This is a genomic window from Bacteroides sp. AM07-18 (genome assembly GCF_003602695.1).
In the GTDB taxonomy this organism is placed as follows: Bacteria; Bacteroidota; Bacteroidia; order Bacteroidales; family Bacteroidaceae; genus Bacteroides; species Bacteroides uniformis.
Window position 1 is genome coordinate 223,244 of record NZ_QTLM01000005.1, and the last position, 22,642, is coordinate 245,885.

Annotated in this window: 24 protein-coding genes; 12 read left to right on the top strand and 12 right to left on the bottom strand. The window is 47.1% G+C overall.

Features of this window, described 5'->3' with window-relative positions; all coding sequences use genetic code 11:
- Positions 1 to 7: 7 nt before the first annotated feature.
- Genes ubiE through DW096_RS09775 form a run of 10 tightly spaced genes read right to left on the bottom strand, consistent with a single transcriptional unit; the run spans position 8 to position 8,862 of the window.
- On the bottom strand, positions 8 to 745 hold the full coding sequence (gene ubiE / locus DW096_RS09730; RefSeq protein ID WP_118274354.1) for a bifunctional demethylmenaquinone methyltransferase/2-methoxy-6-polyprenyl-1,4-benzoquinol methylase UbiE: 738 nt from the start codon (positions 743 to 745) through the stop codon (positions 8 to 10).
- The gene (locus DW096_RS09735; RefSeq protein ID WP_009037102.1) at positions 746 to 1,687 is read right to left on the bottom strand and encodes a phosphoribosylaminoimidazolesuccinocarboxamide synthase; all 942 of its coding nucleotides are present in this window, start codon (positions 1,685 to 1,687) and stop codon (positions 746 to 748) included.
- A 27-nt stretch (positions 1,688 to 1,714) separates the two neighbouring features.
- Complete coding sequence (locus DW096_RS09740; protein WP_005823681.1) at positions 1,715 to 2,716, bottom strand: PhoH family protein; 1,002 nt, start codon at positions 2,714 to 2,716, stop codon at positions 1,715 to 1,717.
- A 9-nt stretch (positions 2,717 to 2,725) separates the two neighbouring features.
- Positions 2,726 to 3,445 carry a M23 family metallopeptidase gene (locus tag DW096_RS09745; protein ID WP_005823679.1) on the bottom strand — a complete coding sequence of 240 codons (720 nt, stop codon included), beginning with the start codon at positions 3,443 to 3,445 and terminating at the stop codon, positions 2,726 to 2,728.
- Entirely contained in the window at positions 3,446 to 4,111 is a 666-nt protein-coding gene (locus tag DW096_RS09750; protein WP_118930982.1) for a B3/4 domain-containing protein, read from the bottom strand.
- Positions 4,111 to 4,938 (bottom strand): peptidoglycan editing factor PgeF, encoded by an 828-nt coding sequence (gene pgeF / locus DW096_RS09755; RefSeq protein ID WP_009037100.1) that lies wholly within the window; start codon positions 4,936 to 4,938, stop codon positions 4,111 to 4,113. The genes DW096_RS09750 and pgeF overlap by 1 nt, the downstream gene beginning before the upstream one ends.
- Positions 4,935 to 6,116 (bottom strand): GTPase ObgE, encoded by a 1,182-nt coding sequence (gene obgE, locus DW096_RS09760; protein ID WP_005823673.1) that lies wholly within the window; start codon positions 6,114 to 6,116, stop codon positions 4,935 to 4,937. Before obgE ends, pgeF begins: the two co-directional genes overlap by 4 nt.
- A 14-nt stretch (positions 6,117 to 6,130) precedes the next feature.
- Positions 6,131 to 6,703 carry an adenylate kinase gene (locus DW096_RS09765; protein WP_005823672.1) on the bottom strand — a complete coding sequence of 191 codons (573 nt, stop codon included), beginning with the start codon at positions 6,701 to 6,703 and terminating at the stop codon, positions 6,131 to 6,133.
- A gap of 42 nt (positions 6,704 to 6,745) precedes the next feature.
- Positions 6,746 to 7,282, bottom strand: coding sequence for a hypoxanthine phosphoribosyltransferase (gene hpt, locus DW096_RS09770; protein WP_005823670.1), 537 nt, complete (start codon positions 7,280 to 7,282; stop codon positions 6,746 to 6,748).
- 41 nt (positions 7,283 to 7,323) lie between these two features.
- The gene (locus tag DW096_RS09775; protein ID WP_117958569.1) at positions 7,324 to 8,862 is read right to left on the bottom strand and encodes a peptide MFS transporter; all 1,539 of its coding nucleotides are present in this window, start codon (positions 8,860 to 8,862) and stop codon (positions 7,324 to 7,326) included.
- A gap of 389 nt (positions 8,863 to 9,251) precedes the next feature.
- Between DW096_RS09775 and DW096_RS09780 the strand changes: the two genes are divergently transcribed.
- Positions 9,252 to 10,763 (top strand): NAD(P)H-hydrate dehydratase, encoded by a 1,512-nt coding sequence (locus DW096_RS09780; protein ID WP_120028740.1) that lies wholly within the window; start codon positions 9,252 to 9,254, stop codon positions 10,761 to 10,763.
- Positions 10,764 to 10,792: 29 nt separating this feature from the next.
- Complete coding sequence (locus DW096_RS09785; RefSeq protein ID WP_005823665.1) at positions 10,793 to 11,356, top strand: YdeI family protein; 564 nt, start codon at positions 10,793 to 10,795, stop codon at positions 11,354 to 11,356.
- Between the two features lie 17 nt (positions 11,357 to 11,373).
- Here DW096_RS09785 and DW096_RS09790 read toward each other — a convergent pair whose 3' ends face one another.
- The gene (locus tag DW096_RS09790; RefSeq protein ID WP_120028741.1) at positions 11,374 to 12,057 is read right to left on the bottom strand and encodes a DUF5715 family protein; all 684 of its coding nucleotides are present in this window, start codon (positions 12,055 to 12,057) and stop codon (positions 11,374 to 11,376) included.
- A gap of 120 nt (positions 12,058 to 12,177) precedes the next feature.
- Between DW096_RS09790 and truA the strand changes: the two genes are divergently transcribed.
- The 4 genes from truA to DW096_RS09810 all read left to right on the top strand — a co-directional run bounded on the left by truA (position 12,178) and on the right by DW096_RS09810 (position 15,037).
- The gene (gene truA / locus DW096_RS09795; protein ID WP_120028742.1) at positions 12,178 to 12,930 is read left to right on the top strand and encodes a tRNA pseudouridine(38-40) synthase TruA; all 753 of its coding nucleotides are present in this window, start codon (positions 12,178 to 12,180) and stop codon (positions 12,928 to 12,930) included.
- Between the two features lie 69 nt (positions 12,931 to 12,999).
- Positions 13,000 to 13,899 (top strand): DMT family transporter, encoded by a 900-nt coding sequence (locus DW096_RS09800; RefSeq protein WP_087332973.1) that lies wholly within the window; start codon positions 13,000 to 13,002, stop codon positions 13,897 to 13,899.
- Positions 13,900 to 13,910: 11 nt separating this feature from the next.
- The gene (locus tag DW096_RS09805) at positions 13,911 to 14,381 is read left to right on the top strand and encodes a GAF domain-containing protein (protein WP_118930984.1); all 471 of its coding nucleotides are present in this window, start codon (positions 13,911 to 13,913) and stop codon (positions 14,379 to 14,381) included.
- Complete coding sequence (locus DW096_RS09810) at positions 14,378 to 15,037, top strand: DUF3256 family protein (RefSeq protein WP_118930985.1); 660 nt, start codon at positions 14,378 to 14,380, stop codon at positions 15,035 to 15,037. Before DW096_RS09805 ends, DW096_RS09810 begins: the two co-directional genes overlap by 4 nt.
- Here DW096_RS09810 and DW096_RS09815 read toward each other — a convergent pair.
- The gene (locus DW096_RS09815) at positions 15,024 to 15,914 is read right to left on the bottom strand and encodes a YitT family protein (protein WP_118930986.1); all 891 of its coding nucleotides are present in this window, start codon (positions 15,912 to 15,914) and stop codon (positions 15,024 to 15,026) included. The two genes, DW096_RS09810 and DW096_RS09815, sit on opposite strands and share 14 nt — an antisense overlap.
- Positions 15,915 to 16,101: 187 nt before the next feature.
- On the opposite strand from DW096_RS09815, the gene DW096_RS09820 reads away from it, so the two are divergent.
- From DW096_RS09820 to DW096_RS09845, 6 genes are all read left to right on the top strand, one after another.
- A complete protein-coding gene (locus tag DW096_RS09820) occupies positions 16,102 to 16,986 on the top strand; it encodes an AraC family transcriptional regulator (protein WP_118930994.1) in 885 nt (294 codons plus the stop codon).
- Positions 16,987 to 17,168: 182 nt separating this feature from the next.
- On the top strand, positions 17,169 to 17,732 hold the full coding sequence (locus DW096_RS09825) for a glucose-6-phosphate isomerase family protein (RefSeq protein ID WP_009037083.1): 564 nt from the start codon (positions 17,169 to 17,171) through the stop codon (positions 17,730 to 17,732).
- Positions 17,729 to 18,688 (top strand): ROK family protein, encoded by a 960-nt coding sequence (locus tag DW096_RS09830; protein WP_005823650.1) that lies wholly within the window; start codon positions 17,729 to 17,731, stop codon positions 18,686 to 18,688. The genes DW096_RS09825 and DW096_RS09830 overlap by 4 nt, the downstream gene beginning before the upstream one ends.
- Positions 18,672 to 20,435, top strand: a complete 1,764-nt coding sequence (locus DW096_RS09835) for a class I mannose-6-phosphate isomerase (RefSeq protein ID WP_117962665.1) — start codon at positions 18,672 to 18,674, stop codon at positions 20,433 to 20,435. The genes DW096_RS09830 and DW096_RS09835 overlap by 17 nt, the downstream gene beginning before the upstream one ends.
- Positions 20,428 to 21,213 carry a glucose-6-phosphate isomerase family protein gene (locus tag DW096_RS09840; protein ID WP_118930987.1) on the top strand — a complete coding sequence of 262 codons (786 nt, stop codon included), beginning with the start codon at positions 20,428 to 20,430 and terminating at the stop codon, positions 21,211 to 21,213. The genes DW096_RS09835 and DW096_RS09840 overlap by 8 nt, the downstream gene beginning before the upstream one ends.
- A gap of 16 nt (positions 21,214 to 21,229) precedes the next feature.
- On the top strand, positions 21,230 to 22,639 hold the full coding sequence (locus DW096_RS09845; RefSeq protein ID WP_118930995.1) for a sugar porter family MFS transporter: 1,410 nt from the start codon (positions 21,230 to 21,232) through the stop codon (positions 22,637 to 22,639).
- Positions 22,640 to 22,642 lie beyond the last annotated feature (3 nt).

Genomic DNA, 22,642 nt, shown 5'->3' on the forward strand with positions numbered 1-22,642 from the left:
CTTCTTTTTATTTAGTTGCCACATAAAGTGTACATATCCCGAAAGTCAGCCGCTTGAAGTGCACTTCGCTGAAGCCTGCCTTGCGGATTACCTCCTGCATCACTTCTCCCTGCGGGAAGGCGCGAATACTTTCCGGTAGATAGGTGTAGGCGCTGTTGTCTTTCGAAATACATTTACCGAGCAGGGGGATGACAACTTTGGAGTAGATGGTGAACAACTGTTTCATCGGGAAGCGGTCTGGTGTGGAGAGCTCCAGTATGACGAGATGTCCGCCGGTCTTTAGTACGCGGCACATCTCGGACAGTCCCTTGTCCAGCCCTTCGAAGTTGCGGATGCCGAACGCTACGGTCACGGCGTCGAAGCTTTCGTCGGCAAACGAGAGGGAGGTGCAGTCCTCCCGGACAAATGAAATCTTGTCCGAGAGGTGCGCCTGCTTTACTTTTTCACGTCCCACGTTCATCATGCCTTCCGAGATGTCGGTGCCAATCAGGCTATCGGGTTGCAATTCGCGGCATGCAAGGATGGCGAAATCGCCCGTGCCGGTAGCTACGTCCATAATACGCCGGGGGCGGAAAGGACGTAGGTACTTGATTGCTTTCCTACGCCAGCTGCGGTCGATGCCCATGGATAGGGTGTGATTCAGCTTGTCGTAGGCAGGAGCGATGTTGTCGAACATTTCTTCCACTTGTTCGCTCTTCTTGCCGTCATTACCGTAGGGCTTGATGTGTTCTTGGGGATAGTCCATTTACTTTAAATATTCGGTTACATTCTTTTCAATGCGTTCGGCGATGTTGCCGGTATCTTCTTTTACGAACTTCTCGCCGGTGATGTGTTCGTACAGTTCGATGTAACGTTCGCTGATTGAAGTAACGATTTCGTCGGTCATTTCCGGTACCTGCTGTCCTTCCTTGCCTTGGAAACCGTTGTCCATCAGCCATTCGCGTACAAACTCCTTGGAGAGTTGCTTTTGCGGTTCGCCGTTGGCAAAACGTTCTTCGTAGCCTTCGGAGTAGAAGTAGCGGCTGGAGTCGGGCGTATGGATTTCGTCCATCAGGTAAATCTTGCCGTCGTGCTTGCCGAATTCGTATTTGGTGTCTACCAGAATCAATCCGCGTTCCGCTGCAATCTCGGTACCGCGTTTGAAGAGGGCCATGGTGTATTGCTCCAATACGGCATATTCTTCGGGTGTGGCAAGACCTTGTGCCAGGATTTCTTCTTTGGAGATGTCGGCATCGTGTTCGCCAATCTCGGCTTTAGTGGTCGGGGTGATGATGGGTTCAGGGAATTTCTGGTTTTCCTTCATCCCTTCGGGCAACTTCACGCCGCAGATTTCACGTACACCGCTCTTGTAGGCACGCCATGCGCTGCCACAGAGGTAACCGCGTACAATCATTTCTACGGGGAATCCTTCACACATCACACCTACCGTCACCATCGGATCGGGTGTAGCCATTTTCCAGTTGGGGCAGATGTCGGTTGTGGCATCCAGGAATTTTGCTGCAATCTGGTTCAACATTTGTCCTTTGAAGGGAATACCTTTCGGCAATACTACGTCAAAGGCTGAGATGCGGTCGGTAGCTACCATGACCAACTTTTCACCATTGATGTTGTACACATCACGAACTTTTCCGTGGTACACGCTTTTCTGTCCGGGAAAGTTAAATTCAGTTGCTGTTAATGCTTTCATCTTTGTAATATTTACGATTTTGAGAATTTACTGTTTCTGTTCAATCTTACTATCGGCTTGTTCGGCTTTGCGTCGTTCACGCTCCGCTTTCGCTTCCTTGTCGAACTTCTCGTAGGCCTCCACAATCTGAGTTACCAACTTATGGCGTACGATGTCTTTCTTGTTCAGCTCCACGAAACTGATGCCTTTTACGCCTTTCAGAATCTTCAGTGCCTGCACCAGACCGGAAGTCTGGGAGGAAGGCAAGTCAATCTGCGTCATGTCTCCCGTGACAATCATCTTGGTGTTCATTCCCATGCGGGTGAGGAACATTTTGATTTGCTGGGTGGTGGTGTTCTGCGCTTCATCCAGAATGACGACGGCATCGTTCAGTGTGCGTCCGCGCATAAAGGCGAGGGGGGCAATCTGGATGATGTTCAGCTCCATATACTCTTTCAGCTTGGCGGCAGGTATCATGTCCTGCAGGGCGTCATAGAGTGGTTGCAGATACGGGTCTATCTTGTCCTTCATGTCGCCGGGCAGGAAACCGAGCTTTTCTCCGGCTTCTACGGCAGGGCGGCTGAGGATGATTTTCTTTATCTCCTTATTCTTTAGTGCCCGCACGGCAAGCGCGATGGCTGTATAGGTCTTTCCTGAACCGGCGGGACCGATGGCAAACAGCATGTCATTCTTGGCAAATGCCTCTACCAGCTTCAGCTGGTTCTCGCTGCGCGGGATAATCGGCTTTCCGGTTACGCTGAATACAATGACATTGCCCGATTTTTCCGCTTGCGGGGCATTGCCTTTGATGATGTCTATAATGACCTCTTCTTTCAAAGAGTTGTATTCGGCACAGTATTTCTCCAGCTTGGTGATGTTCTCCTCGAATGCACACATTTCCTCCTCATCACCCAATACTTTGATGACATTGCCGCGGGCAACGATGCGAAGCTTGGGATACAAGGCCTTTATCAGCTGCATGTTGGCGTTGTTTACGCCATAAAATATTACCGGGTCAATATCTTCAAGAACAATCAGTTTTTCTATCATTGATATGTTTTAAAGTTCAATTCGTTCTTTTAGTGAAACGTTCTGCAAATGTAGTGAAACGTTTGGATACTTAAACAGTTCCATTGGGTATTTTTTTTGCAGTGGCTTCGGGTAGATTGTCGGTAATTGTTGCACGACGATGCCGTTTCCTTTTTTTGAGCATCCGATACGTTGTCGGTTCAGCGTCTGTTCCTTCATGTTGAAGATAATATTGGGGTCGAAGTGTTGCCCGTTGACGCGTGTCTCGAAGTGCAGATGCTCAGTAGAGGCGCGTCCGGTGCGTCCGGTCAGTGCGATGGGCTGTCCGGCTTTGACTGTGTCGCCACAATGTACAAGGTTTTTGAAGTTGTGGCTGTATATCGTTTCCAGTCCGAAGTCATGGCGTACGACGACGACATTGCCGTAGGCGCTATAAGGCTTGGACATCCGTACTACGCCGTTGAAGGCACTCCGTATGGTGTCTTTGGCGTAGGTCTTGATGTCTATGCCACTGTGGCGTCCCCGCCCCCGTCCGTAAGGGGAGATGACTTTTCCTCCAGGCAGGGGAAAGGAGTATTCCGTGTCCGGAATGTCCTCCAAAGGTAGCTCTATCAGTTCTCTTTGCGAAAACAGTCCCGGAGTGGCAACGCGGATATGGTTGGTTTCCATGGTGGAAAAGACCGTTTTCTTCCCTTGTGCCGTGGCACCAAGGGCTATGAGCAGGAGAGGGACAAGAATACGGATTCTCATTTATTCAAAATATTGTATAGTCCCACTGGTAGAGGAAGCATATTTCTCCAACAGTTCCAATATCATTTCGGCTGCTTCTTTCAGACCTTCCTGCCCGTTGTAGCCGTTGACAATGGCAAGGATATGGCGGGTTTCAAGTTTCATCTTGGTGCGTTCGTGGTCGCTGGTCGGGGTACCGATACCGCCTATACGGTCGCGGTAGACGGGCAGCCCTTCTATGTTCAGCATGCCGCGGCCTATACCCTCGAACAATTCCTCGGCACGTCCTATGCCCAGCTCAAGGTCGGTCCCTTGTATCTCGTCGGCATCAAATCCGCCGATAGAGTGGCCCGTACATAGGGAGACAAGGTTGATAAGGTCTACCAACGTATCTATCTGATAGAGTTCCAATCCGCGCAGCAGTCGCCGTCTCAGTGCTTCGGCCGAGGGACGGTAGCGGCTGGGGTCCTTGCCGCAACGTTTGTAGGCTTCGCGGGTGGCGGCAATGACGGGTTGGTACTTGATGCTGTCCGTGGTTTCACAGGCTCTTAGCTCTTGGGTGAAAGTTGCGATTTCCTGCCACAACCCTTCGCAATATGGGGTATTTGTCACTTCGGCAAATACGGCTGCACCGCGGAATTCGGGGCAATTCTGCTTGATTTCTTTAGAAAGTGTGATATGATACATTAATGCAATCCGTTTGAATGGGTTAACATGATTCCCGACAATATCCTTCCGGATTTGATACCCATCCGGCGTGCCGAGAAAAACTCTTCATATTGGGTAAAAGTACATATATTGGCTGTCTCCACTTGTGCGGAAGGTACTCCGAAGTCCAGTAGTTGCAGTCGGTTGGCAGCCCATAGGTCGATATGGTATTTGTGGGTGGCGGGTTTCCATTCGGAGATGTAATCCATCTGGAAACCGTTCTTGCGGAATGCTTCATAGACTTCGTCGCCTACCTCGAAGGCGGAAAGGGAGATGCCGGGGCCGATGCAGGCTATCACTTCTTTGCCCTCTGTGCCATAGCGGGCACGCATCTTGTCGAGTGTGTGGCCGAGGATGTAATTCACAGTGCCGCGCCATCCGGCATGAACAGCGGCTATCACGGCATTCTTCCGGTCGTAGAGCAGGATGGGAATGCAGTCTGCCGTAGAGATGCAGATGCAGCAGCCCGGTTCACGGGTTATCAGTGCATCAATGCCCTGCAACATGGAGTGGCGTTCTTCTGCTGTTGCATGCAGATAAGTTCCGTCAATGACAAGTGCCTTTGTCCCGTGGGTCTGAAACGGGATGACCAGTTCTTGGGGGCGTTGGGGCAGGGAAGAACATACTATTTCCTGGTTGCGGCGTACAGCTTCGGCTTCGTCTCCCGTGTAAGGTGTACAGTTGAGGGAGGCATAGTTACCTTGGCTGCATCCACCGTGGCGGGTGGTTACAAAACAAGAAATGCCGGGATATGAGGCAAGCAGCTCATATCCCAACATTTTCCTATCTTCTGTAAGAGGAATCATTTTTTATCTTCCTCCCAATCTTCTTCGTATTCAAAGTCCTCGAGGTCCTCTATGTCCTCGTCGTCGTTGACGTATTCATAGCTGAGGTCCTCGTCCTCACCCTCTTCTTTCAATTCTTCCTGCAGGTGGCTGAGGTCTTTGGCGCGATGGGCAATGCTGTCCACTTTGCCTTCTATCTTATTACTTTCCTTGTTCAGCTCTTCCCAAAGGATGTCTTTCAGCGTAGAGATGCCCATGCCGGAGACAGCAGAGATGAATATATGCGGAATCCCTTCGGGCAGTGTCGGCTCTATCTCGTCCATCAGTTCCTGGTCGAGCATGTCGCATTTGGTGACGGCAAGCACTCTCTGTTTGTCCAGCATTTCGGGGTTGAAAGTGCGAAGCTCGTTCAACAGGATTTCGTATTCCTTACGGATGTCGTCACTGTCGGCAGGCACCATGAACAGCAACAATGAGTTGCGCTCGATGTGGCGCAGGAAACGCAATCCTAAGCCTTTGCCGGCACTGGCTCCTTCGATGATGCCGGGAATGTCCGCCATCACAAACGATTTGCTGTCGCGATAGGACACGATGCCCAGATTGGGTTCCAGCGTTGTAAACGGATAATTGGCGATTTTGGGCTTCGCCGCAGAAACGGATGCCAGTAAAGTGGATTTTCCTGCATTGGGGAAACCTACCAGACCGACGTCTGCCAGCAGCTTCAGTTCCATGATTACCGTCAACTCCTGCATCGGTTCGCCCGGTTGTGCAAAGCGGGGAGCCTGGCGTGTGGCGGTTTTGAAGTGCCAGTTGCCCAGACCTCCGCGTCCGCCTTTCAGCAAGATGACTTCTTGTTCGTGCTCAGTGACGTCGCAGATATATTCACCCGTTTCGGCGTTGTACACCACTGTGCCGCAGGGCACTTCAATCACCTTGTCCGCTCCGTCTTTTCCGAAACTGCGGTTTTTGGAACCGGATTCTCCGTGACCTGCCAGGATGTGGCGATCGTACTTCAGATGGAGTAGCGTCCAGTAGTTGCGGTTACCCCGCAAGATGACATGGCCTCCTCGTCCTCCGTCACCTCCGTCGGGGCCTCCGTTGGGTATGTATTTCTCACGCCGCATATGCGTAGAACCTCGTCCGCCCTTTCCGGAGCGGCAATATATTTTTACGTAGTCAACAAAATTCGATTCAGCCATATTCTGTTTTATTGTTATTTCACTGCGTCAATAGCCTTGCAAACATCGGCAAAGATTTCTTCCAATACGCCGAAGCCCTGGATGTGTTGGTATTTGCCGTCCTGCTTGTACCAGTCAATCAGCGGAGCTGTCTGTGAGTGGTAAACCACTAGACGCTTCTTGATTGTCTCTTCATTGTCGTCTGCACGTCCTGATTCTTGTCCGCGCTTGATGAGGCGCTTCATCAGTTCTTCTTCGGGCACGTCGAGGTCGAGCATCACGCTGACTTCCTGTCCGCGTTCGGCGAGCATCTTCTTTAATGCTTCAGCCTGGGCGATTGTTCTGGGGAAGCCGTCGAAAATCACGCCTTTGCTATCCTTGAAGCTGTCGAATACGCTTGCCAGAATATCAATCATCAACTCATCGGGAATCAACTGGCCCTGGTCGATATAACCTTTAGCAGTCTTGCCCAGTTCTGTACCGTTTTTCATTTCAGCACGGAGCACGTCTCCGGTAGAGATGTGGTTGATGCCATACTTTTCTACAATCTTTTCACTTTGTGTTCCCTTACCTGAACCGGGAGCACCAAAAATTACAATGTTCAACATTTGCTTAGTTATTATTTAATGATTTACTATATTATGTCTGTATCAGTCTACTACAGTATAAATGTCGGGATAGTTGCGCCCGAAGCCGTCATAATCCAACCCGTAGCCCACGATGAAGTCGTTCGGAATATTCATGGCCACATATTCTATGTTTAAATCAACTTTCAGCTTATCAGGTTTCACCAGTAGGGAGGCAATATGAATCTCCCTGGGACCGCGAGTGCCGAGGGTGTCCAGTAAGCGTTGCATGGTGAGTCCCGTATCTACTATGTCCTCTACAATGACCACTGTACGGTCTGTGAGGTCTTCATTGATGCCTATTACTTCCTTAATTACCCCGGTAGAGGATACTCCTTGATAAGATGCCAATTTGACAAACGAAATTTCGCAGGGAATCGTGATTCGTTTCAGCAAATCGGCGGTAAACATGAACGAACCGTTCAGTACGCTGAGGAATAGAGGATTCTTTCCTGCCAGGTCGCGGTTGATTTCGTTCGCTACACGGGTTACTTCTTTCAGTATGTCCTGCTCCTTGATGGAGACTGTGAACATCTTGTCTTTTATTTGTATGGTATCCATAGATGGGATGTTTTTAGAAAGTTGCCGCAAAAATACGATTTTTATTCCACTCCATGCATCATCTTCTGTAATTTCTTTGAAAGCAGGAAGAGGATAAGCGATGCCGTGGCAGACATGACGACGAACACCATGAAGAAATCGTACATCGTCTCAATGCGATAGCCCAGTAGCGTCTTTACCTTTCCGGCTTCGGGGTAGAGCCCGCTCAGCGTGCCTGCAAACTTATTGGCAGTGGCGGTGGAGAGGTACCATATCCCCATCATCAGCGAGGCGAAGCGGATGGGCGTGAGCTTGTTCACCATGGAGAGCCCGATGGGCGAGAGGCAGATTTCGCCCATGGTATGGATGAAGTAGAGCCCCGTCAGCCAGATGAGACTCACCTTGATGCCCGGCTGAACATCTTTCACCCCAAAGCAGATGACGAGATAGCCCAGTGAAAGCAGTAGCAAGCCGATGGCTTGCTTGGTGGGCGAGGCGGGCTCCATGCCCCGTTTGCCCAGGGCGCCCCATACGCCCGGCATGATGGCGGCAAGTATCACCACAAAGAAGGGGTTGAAGGACTGAATCCAGGAGGCGGGCATTTCCCACCCCAGGATGACGCGGTCGGTCTGCTCGGAGGCGAAAAGTGTGAGCGAGGCGCCTGCCTGCTCGTAGGCCGCCCAGAAGAAAATGACGAAGAAGGCGATGATGTAGATGACGAAGATGCGGTCGCGCTCCGTCTTGGTGAGCGAGCCTTCCAGCAGGATGCTGACGGGAAACACGATGCAGGCGGTGAAGATGCCGATGCTTATCCAATCGCTCCCGAAACACCAGTAGAAGAAACCGGCAAGCGCGATGGCGAGCAGGGCGAGCAGCAGGTAGTTGCGCATGGGCCGTCCGTTGGCGTGGGCACTCTTCCGGGCGGTGTTGTCTGCCTGGGGCCGCTCCTTGCGGGCGTCGGGGATAATGCCGAGGGGCTTGCCGTCGGGGCCGATGAGGTACTTGTTCTTCTGGGTTTCGAAGAGGACGACCGTCAGCACGGTGACGATGGCTGCGATGAGGAAGCCCCATCGGAAGTCGTGAGGATTGCCCGTCTCGCCAAAGTAGCCGCAGACCAGCGGGGCGAGGAAGGAACCCACGTTGACACCCATATAGAAGATGGTGTAGGCAGAATCCAGCCGTTTGTCACCCGGCTCGTAGAGCTGCCCCACCAGGGAGGAGACGGTGGGCTTGAAGCAGCCGTTGCCCAATATAAGGAAAGTCAGTCCGCCGTACATCAGCCAATGCGAAAGCTCACGCGCCTCCAGCATCGAGGCACTGGCAAACATCAGGCACTGGCCGACTGCCATCATCATGGCCCCCCAGAAGACGGAACGGCGGATGCCCCAGTATTTGTCGGCGATGTAGCCGCCGATTAAGGGTGTCAGGTACACCAGTCCGGTGTAGCTGCCGTAGATGGAGGCGGCGTGCTCCTTGTCGAAAAGGAGTGCCTGGGTGAGGAACAGAATGAAGATGGCACGCATGCCGTAGTAGCTGAAACGCTCTGCCGTGCTGGTGGCGAAGATAAGGTAAAGACCTTTCGGGTGTCGGGATGTACTCATTGAATATGCTTTTATTGTTTTGGCTTTTATTATATGTTGAGGGTACAAAATTAGTCATTATTTTGCGTAAGTTAATGGGTATAATTAGAAACTTGCCGACAAGCCTGCGGGAACTTGCCGACAAGCTTGTGCAAACTTATCCGTAAGCCTACGCAAACTTAAAACAGAACTTGTGTTTCTGTAAATAAAGCTTTTGTTTGTAGAAATAGAGCTTTTGTTTCTAAGAATAAAGGCTTTGTTCTAAGAATCCTTTGCATTGAAGACAACTTTTCCTTACGGAGCAGATATTTTTTCCCCGGTGACAAAGCAACTTGATAAAAAACGTCTTCTCTTTGTACAGTTGAAATCAAAGCCCTATCTTTGCTCTACGATTTTAAGATAATCCTATTATGAAGATATTTCCTACTACAAGCATCAAGCAACTGGATGCAGATACCATAAAGAATGAACCGATTGCCTCCATCGACCTGATGGAACGTGCCTCACACGCATTGGCCCGTGCCATTGCCGAGCGTTGGGAGCCGGACACGCCGCTCACCGTTTTTGCCGGACCGGGGAACAACGGTGGCGATGCGCTTGCCCTGGCGCGACTGCTGGCCGGGAAGGGCTACCGGCTCGAGGTGTATCTCTTCAATACGAAAGGGACGCTTTCGCCGGACTGCGAGACGAACAAGGAGCGGCTGGCCGACGTGCCGGGCGTGGACTTCCACGAAGTGACCACTCAGTTTGTGCCTCCTGTGCTGACGGCGGACCATGTGGTGATAGACGGCCTCTTCGGCAGCGGTCTGAACAAGGCTCTGAGCGGCGGTTTTGCAGCCGTAGTGAAGTACATCAACGCCTCGCCCGCCACGGTGGTGTCCATCGACATCCCGTCGGGACTGATGGGTGAGGACAACACCTACAACGTACATACGAATATCGTCCGTGCCCATCTGACGCTGAGCCTGCAACTGCCGAAACTGGCATTTCTCTTTGCCGAGAACGAGCCGTATGTGGGCGAATGGCAGTTGCTGGACATCGGGCTCAGCGAGGATGCCATCCATGACATGGAAACGGACTTCCGCTTGCTGGAGCATGAAGACGTGTCTGCCCTGCTGAAGCCGCGCAGCCGGTTTGCCCATAAGGGGAACTTCGGCCGCGCACTGCTGATAGCCGGTTCGCAGGGGATGGCGGGGGCCTCGGTGCTGGCTGCGCGTGCGTGTCTGCGTTCAGGTGTGGGGCTGCTGACGGTACATGTGCCGTTCTGCAACAACTTCATTGTGCAGACTTCCGTGCCCGAAGCCATGACGGAGCTGGACATCAGCGACACCTGCTTTGCCGCCGCTACTGATACGGACGATTACCAGGCCGTGGCGATAGGTCCGGGACTGGGAAAGGCGGCAGAGACCGAGGCGGCTCTGCTGGAGCAGATAGAGATATGCCAGACTCCGATGGTGGTGGATGCTGATGCCCTGAACTTGCTGGGCGAGAAGCGTAACTATATAGGGCGTCTGCCCAAAGGGAGTATTCTGACTCCGCACCCCAAGGAACTGGAGCGTCTTGTAGGCAAATGCCAGAATTCGTACGAACGCCTGATGAAGGCTCGCGAGCTGGCGAAGAGCGCCGGAGTGCATGTCATCTTGAAAGGTGCTTATTCTGCCATTGTCACTCCTGCCGGGAAATGTTTTTTCAACCCTACCGGCAATCCGGGTATGGCAACGGGAGGCAGCGGTGATGTGCTGACGGGAGTGGTGCTTGCCTTGCTTGCCCAAGGCTATGAGCCGGAGAAGGCTGCCTGCCTGGCCACGTATGTGCACGGACTGGCGGGAGATGTTGCCTGCAAGAAGCAGGGGGCAGTGGGGATGACGGTGGGGGATATAGTTGCCTGCCTGCCGCTAGCGTGGAAGATGCTGGAAGAATAAGGAGAGAAGTGTAATTTGGATGGCTTGTCATGTCAACAGAAATAAGATATTTTGAAAACAGAAAAGATTGGCGGAAGTGGCTGGCTGACAATTTCGATACTGCCGATGGAGTCTGGTTTGTGTTTCCTACTAAATCTTCAAGCGAGAAAAGTATTGTATATAATGACGCTGTTGAAGAGGCCCTTTGTTTCGGGTGGATTGACAGCACGATAAAGTCACTTGACAAAGAACATAAAATTCAGCGTTTCACGCCCAGGAATCCTAAAAGTACCTATTCGCAAGCCAACAAAGAAAGGTTGAAATGGTTGCTGGAGCATAAAATGATACATCTTGAATTTGAGGATAAAATACGAACTGTCTTGTCGGTTCCTTTTGTTTTTCCAAATGATATAATCGACAGATTGAAAGAGGATGAAAGAATATGGAAGAATTATCAGAGTTTCTCTGACCCCTATAAACGTATCCGAATCGCATACATTGAAGCGGCGAGGAAACGACCGGAAGAATTTGAAAGGCGATTAAATAACTTTATCTGTAAAACGAAAGAGAACAAAATAATAATAGGGTTTGGCGGGATTGAAAAATACTATTAACGCTAATTCTTTTCCGCTTATTTCTCTCTTGTCGTAATGTGGAAGCATCCTTGCTTCAACTCGTACTTGATGTAGCATTTATCGGCTTTCCGCAGGTCACGGAGCACTTCCGAAAGAACCAGTTTTAAGGTATCTGCGCTGACATCCTGCAAAGGACGTCCATCCTCGTCTTCTATTTTCTGAAAGCGCTTCCAACTGACATCGAATGTCGTTCCGTAAAAATGTGCCGAGTTTGGAGAAGCATTGCCGTTACGGCGGCGCAGGCGTTTTACGTCGTCTTGGGTGCGAAGTACGGAAGTCACAATTATCTTGTTTGGATTCAGTCCTTTGGCGGTCAGTGAATCAAGGAAGTTGTGTCCGATGGTGTCCAGTAGGCTGGCGGCGCCCGGAATGAGATAAGGGATGGAATGCGTCAGTGAATCCACGGCATAGAGTTCGTTCGTCGTGATAGGTTGCAGTTGCTCCTTCATCTTTTCTGCTTCCTCGCGGGAGGAAAGCACACGTATGCCGATGGCTTGGGCTACATTGAGATGTTTCTCATTCAAGTCTCCGAACGAGCGTTTGTAGCTGACAACGCCCCGAATGTTGCGCGGTTCGTTCAACTTGAGCGACATGTCTTTCTTCTTGCAGCCGGCAAAGGTGAATGTTGCGGCAGCTGCGACAATTATCAGTATAGGTAGGATTCTGGAAGAATATCTCATCTTATAAATGTACTATGTCTGTGAAAAATCTGCGTTAATCTGTGTAATCTGTGGTGAAAACCTTGCAAAGATAATTCAAACCTTCTTAAGTTTGCACTATCTTTGCACACAAAAAAGACCGTGCAACGATATTTTATATACCTGGCTTATGATGGCACCGCTTATCACGGCTGGCAAATCCAGCCGAATGGAGTGAGTGTGCAGGAGTGTTTGATGAAGGCGCTGAGTACCTTGCTGCGTCGTGAGGTGGAAGTCGTGGGAGCGGGGCGTACCGATGCCGGGGTGCATGCCTCACTGATGGTAGCTCACTTTGACAGTGATTCTCCTCTGGACACTGTTTTTATGACGGATAAGCTGAATCGTCTGCTTCCTCCCGATATTTCCGTATACCGCTTGCGGGCCGTGAAGTCCGATGCACATGCTCGCTTTGATGCTACGGCGCGTATGTATAAGTATTATGTCACTACCGCCAAGTCTCCTTTCAACCGCCAATATCGCTGCCGTCTGTTCCAAACGCCGGACTTTGAGCGGATGAATGAGGCTGCCCAAACCTTGTTTGACTATAAGGACTTTACCAGCTTCAGCAAACTCCATACGGATGTCAAAACCAATAATTGCAAGATTATGCATGCCGCCTGGACCCGGGTAGACGATGTGACTTGGGTATTCACCATCCAGGCCGACCGGTTCCTGCGGAACATGGTACGTGCCATTGTCGGCACTCTGCTCGAAGTGGGTCGCGGAAAACTTTCTGTTGAAGGTTTCCGACGCGTCGTCGAACAGAAGGACCGTTGCCAGGCAGGAACTTCCGTTCCCGGAAATGCATTGTTTCTGGTGGACGTAGCCTATCCGGAAACTACTTTTTTAGAATAAAAGAGGGATGTACTACAAAAACGTAGCCCCCTCCCTTTAATTTTTAATTCTTAATTTTTAATTGACTCTATGTGGTTATTACTTGCTTTCCTCTCTGCTGCCTTATTGGGATTTTACGATGTCTTCAAGAAGAAGTCGCTTCGTGACAATGCCGTACTGCCGGTGCTTTTCCTGAACACGCTGTTCTCAAGCCTTATATTTCTTCCTTTCATTCTGGTATCTGCCTTTGCGCCGTCGGTGTTGGGAGGTACGATGTTTGATGTTCCCGTGGTGGGGTGGGAGGTACATAAGTTCATTATTGTCAAGTCGTTTATCGTGCTTTCTTCCTGGATATTCGGTTATTTCGGGATGAAGCATCTGCCGCTGACCATCGTGGGACCGATTAATGCGACGCGTCCCGTAATGGTGCTTGTAGGTGCCATGGTTGTGTTTGGCGAACGCTTGAACCTTTATCAATGGATTGGCGTGCTGCTTGCCATAGTGTCCTTCTTCATGCTGAGCCGTTCGGGCAAGAAAGAGGGAATCGACTTCAAGCATAACAAATGGATTCTTTTCATCGTGCTGGCTGCCGTTGCCGGAGCTGTCAGCGGGCTGTATGACAAATATCTGATGAAGCAGCTCAACCCGATGCTGGTGCAGTCGTGGTATAATGTCTACCAAGTCTTTATCATGTGCCCCATTATCCTGCTGTTGTGGTACCCCAAGCGAAAAGAAAGTACCCCGTTTCGTTGGGACTGGACCATTATCTGTATCTCCATTTTCCTTTGTGCGGCAGACTTTGTCTATTTTTATGCCCTGAGCTATGAGGACTCCATGATTTCCATCGTTTCGATGGTGCGTCGTGGTAGCGTTGTAGTTTCCTTCCTTTTCGGTGCGCTTTTCTTCCGTGAAAAGAATTTAAAAAGCAAGGCTGTCGACCTCATTTTGGTGTTGATTGGAATGTTCTTCCTATATTTGGGGAGTAAATAAACAAGAGATATATGGCAGAAGACCTATATATAAATGCTGGTAGTAAGACAGAGAAATATCGCGCTTTGCTTCCTCAACTGAAAAATCTGCTGGCAGGTGAAGATGACTTGATAGCCAATCTGGCGAATGTTTCGGCAGCGCTGAAAGAGACTTTCCATTTCTTTTGGGTAGGCTTTTATTTGGTGAAAGGTGAAGAATTGGTATTAGGGCCTTTCCAGGGGCCGATAGCTTGTACGCGCATCAGGAAAGGCCGTGGTGTTTGCGGCACGGCATGGGATAGAGCCGAGACGTTGGTTGTGCCCGATGTGGATGCATTTCCCGGACATATAGCCTGCAGCTCGCTGTCGCGTTCGGAGATCGTGGTTCCGCTGAAGCGTGAGGACGGTGAAGTGTGGGGAGTATTGGATATTGACAGTGACGATTTGGGTAGTTTTGATGAAACAGATGCCCGTTTCCTTGAAGAAATGATTAAAATGTTATGATAAGAAAACTGAGTGCTTTTTTGATTTTGGCTTTCATCGGATGGGGGTATTTGCAGGCCCAGGAAGCCAAGACGTGTTTTAAGAATATGCCGGATTCTATATGTCCGTTGCTTAGCGCCGTGAACCGTGCGGATTTTATAGACTTTCTGGAAAGTAAGATGAAAGCTGAGGTGACCAACAGCTTTGGTGGTAAATCGGAAATGACGGAACTTTCTCCAGACTATATACATGTGAAGATGACGCCCCAGAGTTCATGGCAGATGAAGCTCTTGCCTACTAACGACAGTACGAAGGTGATTTGTGTGGTTGCTACGGTTTGTGCTCCGGCTTGCGACAGCCATGTCAAGTTCTATACGACAGACTGGAAGGAGCTGGTTGCTTCGTCCTACCTGCCGGCATTGCCCGTTCTGGATGATTTTATCGCTGAGGCCGCGGATACGGTGGATGTCTATGAGTATCAGGATGCCCGTCGCCAGGCCGACATGCTGCTGATGAAAGCGGACCTTTCTGCGAAGGATGCCACGTTGGCATTCACTTTTACCACGACCGATTACATGGGTAAAGAAGCGGCGGAGAAACTGAAACCGTTTGTCCGCCGTCCTATTGTTTATACTTGGAATCAAGGGAAGTTCGAGAAATCCTCTACTTCACTTTGATTCTGTCGAATCCCTCTCCATAGACTCCGATGACTGCACTTTGTGATACAAAGGCATTGGGGTCTATGTCTTTTATGAGCCGGAAAATGATGGTGGACTCCCGCTTCTTGGCCAGCACGAACAGCATTTTTATCTCTTTTCCCGTATAGAAGCCCGAGGCGTTGATGACCGTTGCACCTCTGTGGGGATATACCTGGATGTGCTTGGCTATCTCCTCATATTTATCGCTGATAATAAAGAATTGTACGGACTGGCGGGCACTGTTCACCACTTGGTCGAGCACGAAGCTGCATATGTATAGAGTAACGTAGCCATACACCACTTTTTCCCAATCTTTTAGAACAAAGTAACTGGACGAGATGATGATAAGGTCACATATCAACATGACTCTGCCCAGCGTGATGTCACGGTATTTGTTGATTACGGCGGCAATGATGTCCGTGCCGCCAGTACTGCCGTTGTTGGAAAAGGCGATGCCGATGCCGCTACCGCAGAAGGAGGCACCGATGGCACAAGCCATGAAAGGCTGGTCGTGCAGGAGGACAACACCCTCGGTCAGTTTCTGGATAATGGAAAGGAAAAAGGTCAGGGTGAATACGGCAAAGATTGTCTTTACGCTGAACTTCCATCCCAACACACGTAGGGCAAGCAATAGAAGTATAAAGTTGATGGCGAAGTACGTATATTGGACGGGAAATCCAGTGGCAAAATATACGATGGATGCAATGCCCGGTACGCCACCGGTAGTAATATCGTTGGGAAGCAGGAAGACTGTCCAGCCGATACCATATAAGACCATACCCAGGGCAATCATCAGATAATCCCGCAGTTCGCGCATGGTGTTCTGTCGGGAGGGAACATTTACTATTGTTTTCATTATAATTTTATGTGGTTGTGAAAATGCGGGGACAAAGATACAAAAGATATCATTTGTTTGTTTGGGTATAAGATTGATATTTATATTTTGATGTTACTATGAGTTTTAACATACGATAGCTCGCTTTAATAAAATAATTATCTATATTCGCTTTTATAATTAACGGTAATTATTGACTTAGATGACTATGAAACCACTTTACCAAGATCTGCCATTCCCAATAGACAGTCATATACATTATTATATAGAAGACTTGCCGCACTTCATTGTACCTTGGCATTATCATCCGGCCATAGAGATAATGTATATAACTAGAGGTATAGGAACTCGTTTTGTCGGGGATTGCATAGAACAGTATGAGGAGGGGGATGTATGTATGATTGGCCCTAATCTCCCTCATGAATGGCGTAATGATGATGCTTATTTTGATAAGGAGTCTGGTTTGCGTGCTACGTGTATCTGTCTGTTTTTTAAACGTGAGATATTTGATCCGAATTTTATCAGATTACCAGAAATGAATAATATTCGTGATTTGATAGAGAGAGCACGGCGTGGACTGAAGTTTACCGGAAATTCGAAATTAGAGATAACTCGGTTTATAAGGAGTTCGGTGAGTGATGTGGGGGTTCGGAAGGTAACGAATCTTTTAACACTTCTTGAGCTGATGGCCACATCGACTGAGTATGAGTTACTGGCCTCAGTGGGATTTACGAATTCTGTAAATTCAGAAGATTTTGAGAGATTTAATAAGGTATACAAGTTTCTCGTCAAGAACTTTGCGACTTCCATTAGGTTGGAAGAAGTTTCGACTTTGGTTGGATTGACCCCGACAGCTTTTTGCCGTTATTTCAAGGAGAGGACCAAGAAAACCTTTGTAGAATATCTGAACGAAATGCGTATCGGTTATTCGAAAAAACTATTACTGGAAAACAAAATGAAGATTTCTACTATCAGTGGGGAAGTCGGATTCCCTAACTTGTCTAATTTTATATCCCAATTTAAAAAAGTGACAGGAATGTCCCCGTCGCAGTTCCAAAAGCAGTTTGGAGTAAAGGCTAAACAAGCCATTTGATTCTACTATTTTATCATTGAATATTTGGTGGTTAGAGCCTTGGTTTTCTACTTTTTTTGCAAGGTTTTATCCATTTGCTGCGAATAATGGTAAAATACCATAATTATCGGAAAATATAGAGGAAAGAGCGAGTTCCATATCAGCGTACTTTTGCAATATAAGATTTTAAAAGTATGATGCTGATGAATGATAAGAGAACAAATGAGTCGCCTTTGCTCTTTATAAAGGATTCTTTGATCGGTGAAAATGTGAAGAGGAGTTTGAAGACTTTGGCTGATTTACGAGGTGTTTTTCATAATTGTGAGGCTTATGAACAGATGTCTCCTGATACTTTATTGTATGAGGTGACTTGTCATCTGCCGGTTGAAGAAGGAACGCCAGGGGGACTCTATTTCGGAATCACGAGAATTTATCCAGGTAAGGTTGGTGATGAGTATTTCATGACCAAAGGACATTTTCATGCCAATATGAATCGTGGGGAGTACTATTGGGGAGTGGAAGGTGAAGGCAGATTGATTATGATGGATCAGAACCGAAGGGTTTGGAGTGAGCGGATGTTTCCGGGTAGTCTTCATTATATACCTGGAGGGGTGGCCCATCGTGTGGCAAATATAGGATATTCTGTTCTGTCATTCGCTGCTTGTTGGCCTTCGGACGCAGGACATGATTATCAAGTGATTTTGGAGAACGGGTTTTCTGCATCTTTACAGTGTGTGAATGGCAATCCCCAATTGATAGAAATATGAATATGAAGTATATCATAGCTGTAGATTTGGGAGGAACCATTACAAAAGTCGGTCTCTTACGCAATGGAGAACTGGTAGACTATGTAAAAATGCCTTCTCGTCAAGATTTGGATATGACAGCAAGTTTGCCGGAGATTGAAAATGCAATTGATTTCCTGCTAAATTCAAATGGTGTGAAGCGCCTCTTTGGAGTGGGTATAGCTTTTCCAGGGCTAGTAAATAATAAAAAAAGCATTATTATATCTACGAATGAAAAATATGATGATGGAGTGGAGCTTGATTTGGATAGATGGGCGGATGAACATTGGGGAGCCCCCTTTTACATTGATAATGACGCACGGCTTGCAGCAATTGGAGAATGGCAATATGGGAGCGGCAGAGGATATGATAGCGTTGTTATGATGACTATTGGTACGGGCATAGGATCGGGAGTCATTATGAATGGTGAGGTAATGTATGGAAAGCACTTTCAAGCAGGTTCGTTGGGTGGCCATTTTGTAGTAGACTACAAAGGAAGGTTATGCTCTTGTGGAAACAAGGGGTGTGTGGAGGCTTTGTCCTCTTCATTCTTCCTTCATAAAATTATAAAGGATCATGCTTGCCTGTCTCCTTCGTTTAAAATGTCATCTCAGAATTATGATTTTAAAGAAATCTTCCAATTGGCGGAACAAGGAAATAGAGACGCGTTATTGGTACGAAATGAATGCATTGAAATATGGGGAGCTGCTGTTATAAATTTTATTCATGCTTATGATCCTGAAGTGGTGATACTTGGAGGGGGAATCATGAATAGCCATAAAGTGATAGTGCCTTATATCGAGGAACGGGTGTCAAAGTTTGCCTGGACTCCGAGTGCAAAAGTATCTGTGGTAGTTTCTAGCTTGGGAGATTATGCAGCTTTGTATGGTTTGGAATATTGTTTAAGAAAAAAGATAAAAGATGAAGTATTCTGCTAATTACGATAAATATCCTTTTGTGCAGGTGTCCTATAATTCGGATGACTGTATTTCCGGTTGGTTTGCCATTACCGATAGTATCAGTGAACGTTTGAAGGTACTGGAGAAGCCGTTGAAAGTGGTTGCGATTGAGTGCTATCAAGGAGTGTTTGAGAATGATATACGTAATGCTTTTGCCGGTAGATTCAATAATGCTTTATTTGTTCATACAGATAGTGCGATGTTGCCGGAAGAGAAAATCAATGATTTTTTCTATCCTGATATTACCGATGATGAATTATTCGGCTATCTGACCCGGTATACAATGGAATGTTTTTTTGATTTCGATAAAGTTACTGGTATCCGGCAACAGATAGAAGATTTGCAGTCTGGTATTGTAATAGTCTATGGGGTTGGTGCGGCCTATCTTTGTGAACATCCTGATTTGTTGATTTATGCCGATATGGCAAGATGGGAGATACAGTCCAGATTCCGTAAAGATGAAATATCAAATATAGGTGTCAACAACAAAGAAGAACGAACCTCCTTGCAGTATAAAAGAGCTTTTTTCGTAGATTGGAGAATATGCGATAGGCACAAAAAGATACTGATGGCAAAGGTGGATTATGTTTTGGATACGAATCGGCGCAATCATCCTAAGATGATTACAGGCAAAGCGATGTTTGAGGGATTGGAGAAAGCGGTAAATGGCCCGTTTCGTGTAGTTCCCTTTTTTGATCCGGGGCCTTGGGGGGGACAGTGGATGAAAGATGTTTGCGATTTAGAACGGACGATGCCTAATTATGCTTGGTGTTTTGACTGTGTACCTGAAGAAAACAGTCTGTTGTTGGCCTTTGGGGATGAGAAAGTGGAAATACCGTCAATTGATCTGATTTTTGCTTATCCCCGACAGCTATTGGGCGATGCTGTGTATGGCAGGTTTGGTGATGAGTTTCCAATACGGTTTGACTTTCTTGATACGATAGAAGGCGGCAATCTAAGCTTACAAGTTCATCCTTTGACTGAATATATACAACAGAAATTTGGGATGCATTATACGCAGGATGAGAGCTACTATATTTTGGATGCTAAGGAGGGGGCAACTGTATATTTGGGTTTGAAGGATAATATTAAACCGGAGGAGATGCTTGATGAATTGGAAAAATCGCAAAGGACTGGTGAATTTGAAGTGGAGAAGTATGTAGGTATTTATCCGGCAAAGAAGCATGATCATTTTTTAATTCCGGCTGGTACGGTACATTGTTCGGGAAGGAATAGCATGGTACTTGAGATTAGTGCAACCCCATACATCTTTACATTTAAGTTGTGGGATTGGGGACGGATGGGACTGGATGGCAGACCGCGTCCGATTAATATAGCTCATGGGGCTAATGTGATACAATGGAATAGAACGGAGTCTTGGGTGAAAGAAGAACTGATAAACAAGGTCTCTGTTATTGGTGAAGGAGATTCTTGGCGTGAAGAAAAGACGGGACTTCATGAATGGGAATTTATAGAAACAAGAAGACATTGGTTCACGGACAAAGTTTTGCATAAGAATGAGTCGGGTGTTAATGTTCTGAATCTGATTGAGGGACGTTCGGTGATAGTGGAAAGTCCTATAGGACAATTTTCTCCGTTTGTTGTCCATTATGCGGAAACTTTTATTATTCCTGCTGCCATAAAGGAATATACAATAAAACCTTATGGGGAGTCTGAAGGAATGGAATGTGGAACAATTAAAGCTTTTGTAAGACATCATGCATAAAGATAATTTTGATAAGGGGATTGATATAGGGATAACAGAAAATCCGTTAGGTTTTATTTATGGTAAGGACGTTTTTGGCCCGACAGTAGAAAACCGGCGGTTGGATGATATCCGGTCTAGTTTGTTGGATCCGAAATGTGAAGGACCGGATATTGTCTATTCTATAGCTATGGATGTGGGTAAGACTGTTCATAAAGCGCTTTTGCAAAAACAGCATTTGCTTTTTGGAGTAGTGGCTTATGCCAAAGGAAGTTTGGGAATGGAACCCATTCGCAGTCAGGGACATATTCATAAGGTCTCACCTTTTAGTCAATGGTCCACTCCAGAGGTTTATGAGATATGGAATGGAGAGGCGGTCATTTACATGCAAGAGTCGGCTACAGATGAACCGGGGAGGTGTTATGCTGTTTATGCACAGCCTGGCGATGTGGTGGTGGTCCCTCCATATTGGGTACATGCTACCATTAGTACGAATGCAGATGAATCTCTTGTGTTTGGTGCATGGTGTGACCGTGAATATGGTTTTGAATATGCTGAGATTCGTCGTCATAAAGGTATTGCATGGTATCCTGTTTTTGAGGGTGATGGATTGAAGTGGATCAGAAATACAAACTATCATCTCTCGGAATTGGTAAGAAAGGCTCCGAGAGAGTATCATGATTTAGGTATTGAGAAGGGTAAATCTATTTATAAAATATTTGAAGATGCTCCGGATACTTTCTTATATGTCCCGAATCCGTCAGTGAAAAAGGAGGTTTGGATAAGTTTTGAACCCTAAATATAATAAGTATAATATGAAAAACAGACATATAATATTTTTGATAGCTACAGTTGTTGCAACAGGAGGATTGCTTTTCGGTTTTGATACTGGGGTAATTTCAGGAGCGATTCCATTTCTTCAGGCAGATTGGGGAATAGATAATAATGATGTTGAATGGATTACGGCAGCTGGTTTGTTGGGAGCTATGTTGGGGGCTGTATGTTGTGGACGTTTATCTGATATATTTGGAAGAAGAAAAATCATATTGGTTTCTGCTGTGATATTTGCAGTGGGAGCGTTATGGTCAGGACTGGCAACGGGTTTGACGAGCTTGGTTTGTTCTCGTCTGTTTCTTGGTATAGCGATAGGTGTGGCATCATTTACTGTTCCATTATATATAGCAGAAATAGCTCCAGCTAAATCCAGAGGACGTCTGGTTTCAATGTTTCAGTTAATGGTTACAATAGGTATTTTACTTTCATACATATCAGATACTTTTTGGGCTGATGAAAACAAGTTGGATTGTTGGAGATGGATGTTTTGGGTAGGTGTTGTACCAGCTTTGGTACTACTGGTAGGCATGTGTTTTATGCCTGAAACACCTCGGTGGCTGTTGAGTAAAGGACGGTTGAAAGAATGTAGGAAAGTGTTGCAGAAAATAGAACCGGAAAATACAGTAAATGATTTAATTGGACAAATGGAGGTGGAAATAGAGAAAGATAGGAATAGTGCGGTAGGATGGCGATATTTGATGCAGCCTTGGTTGAGAACTCCTCTAATGATTGCTGTTTGTATTATGTTTTTTCAACAGTTTGTAGGTATTAACACAGTTATTTATTATAGTCCGAAGATTTTCCTGATGGCAGGATTTGAAAGTACACTCTCTGCTATTTGGGCTTCTGTAGGTATTGGAATTGTAAATGTTGTATTTACAGTGATTTCTCTTTATTTAGTGGATAGAATCGGACGACGAAAGTTGTATTTTATTGGTCTGTCAGGAATTGCCTTTTCTGTTTTGTGCCTTAGTGCTTGTTTTATTTATGCTAATCAGTTGGGCGAAATCGGAAGGTGGTTAATGGTCGTTTTTATGTTTGGATATGTTGCATTTTTTGCAATTAGTATTGGACCTTTGGGATGGTTGGTCATTTCCGAGATATTTCCGCAGAAAGTACGGGGATTGGGGACTTCGATAGGTTCATTGGCTGTATGGATATTTAATTGCATTGTCTCCTTTACTTTCTTTAAGATTATAGATTTTTTTTCTATACCAGGTACCGAAATTGTTGTTGGACAAACGACTTCTGAGAATCCGGCAGGTGCATTTTTTCTTTATGGATTTATTGCCGTGTTGGGTTTGGTATGGGGGTATTTATTCTTGCCGGAGACAAAAGGGTTATCATTGGAGGAGATTGAACAGAAATGGAGAAAAAATAGAGAATGTTGAAGG

Excerpts from the sequence above, each read along its gene's own strand:
- ubiE (WP_118274354.1), bottom strand. The coding sequence starts at position 745 with ATGGACTATCCCCAAGAACACATCAAGCCCTACGGTAATGACGGCAAG.
- DW096_RS09735 (WP_009037102.1), bottom strand. The coding sequence starts at position 1,687 with ATGAAAGCATTAACAGCAACTGAATTTAACTTTCCCGGACAGAAAAGC.
- DW096_RS09740 (WP_005823681.1), bottom strand. The coding sequence starts at position 2,716 with ATGATAGAAAAACTGATTGTTCTTGAAGATATTGACCCGGTAATATTT.
- DW096_RS09745 (WP_005823679.1), bottom strand. The coding sequence starts at position 3,445 with ATGAGAATCCGTATTCTTGTCCCTCTCCTGCTCATAGCCCTTGGTGCC.
- DW096_RS09750 (WP_118930982.1), bottom strand. The coding sequence starts at position 4,111 with ATGTATCATATCACACTTTCTAAAGAAATCAAGCAGAATTGCCCCGAA.
- pgeF (WP_009037100.1), bottom strand. The coding sequence starts at position 4,938 with ATGATTCCTCTTACAGAAGATAGGAAAATGTTGGGATATGAGCTGCTT.
- obgE (WP_005823673.1), bottom strand. The coding sequence starts at position 6,116 with ATGGCTGAATCGAATTTTGTTGACTACGTAAAAATATATTGCCGCTCC.
- DW096_RS09765 (WP_005823672.1), bottom strand. The coding sequence starts at position 6,703 with ATGTTGAACATTGTAATTTTTGGTGCTCCCGGTTCAGGTAAGGGAACA.
- hpt (WP_005823670.1), bottom strand. The coding sequence starts at position 7,282 with ATGGATACCATACAAATAAAAGACAAGATGTTCACAGTCTCCATCAAG.
- DW096_RS09775 (WP_117958569.1), bottom strand. The coding sequence starts at position 8,862 with ATGAGTACATCCCGACACCCGAAAGGTCTTTACCTTATCTTCGCCACC.
- DW096_RS09780 (WP_120028740.1), top strand. The coding sequence starts at position 9,252 with ATGAAGATATTTCCTACTACAAGCATCAAGCAACTGGATGCAGATACC.
- DW096_RS09785 (WP_005823665.1), top strand. The coding sequence starts at position 10,793 with ATGTCAACAGAAATAAGATATTTTGAAAACAGAAAAGATTGGCGGAAG.
- DW096_RS09790 (WP_120028741.1), bottom strand. The coding sequence starts at position 12,057 with ATGAGATATTCTTCCAGAATCCTACCTATACTGATAATTGTCGCAGCT.
- DW096_RS09800 (WP_087332973.1), top strand. The coding sequence starts at position 13,000 with ATGTGGTTATTACTTGCTTTCCTCTCTGCTGCCTTATTGGGATTTTAC.
- DW096_RS09805 (WP_118930984.1), top strand. The coding sequence starts at position 13,911 with ATGGCAGAAGACCTATATATAAATGCTGGTAGTAAGACAGAGAAATAT.
- DW096_RS09810 (WP_118930985.1), top strand. The coding sequence starts at position 14,378 with ATGATAAGAAAACTGAGTGCTTTTTTGATTTTGGCTTTCATCGGATGG.
- DW096_RS09815 (WP_118930986.1), bottom strand. The coding sequence starts at position 15,914 with ATGAAAACAATAGTAAATGTTCCCTCCCGACAGAACACCATGCGCGAA.
- DW096_RS09820 (WP_118930994.1), top strand. The coding sequence starts at position 16,102 with ATGAAACCACTTTACCAAGATCTGCCATTCCCAATAGACAGTCATATA.
- DW096_RS09825 (WP_009037083.1), top strand. The coding sequence starts at position 17,169 with ATGAATGATAAGAGAACAAATGAGTCGCCTTTGCTCTTTATAAAGGAT.
- DW096_RS09830 (WP_005823650.1), top strand. The coding sequence starts at position 17,729 with ATGAATATGAAGTATATCATAGCTGTAGATTTGGGAGGAACCATTACA.
- DW096_RS09835 (WP_117962665.1), top strand. The coding sequence starts at position 18,672 with ATGAAGTATTCTGCTAATTACGATAAATATCCTTTTGTGCAGGTGTCC.
- DW096_RS09840 (WP_118930987.1), top strand. The coding sequence starts at position 20,428 with ATGCATAAAGATAATTTTGATAAGGGGATTGATATAGGGATAACAGAA.
- DW096_RS09845 (WP_118930995.1), top strand. The coding sequence starts at position 21,230 with ATGAAAAACAGACATATAATATTTTTGATAGCTACAGTTGTTGCAACA.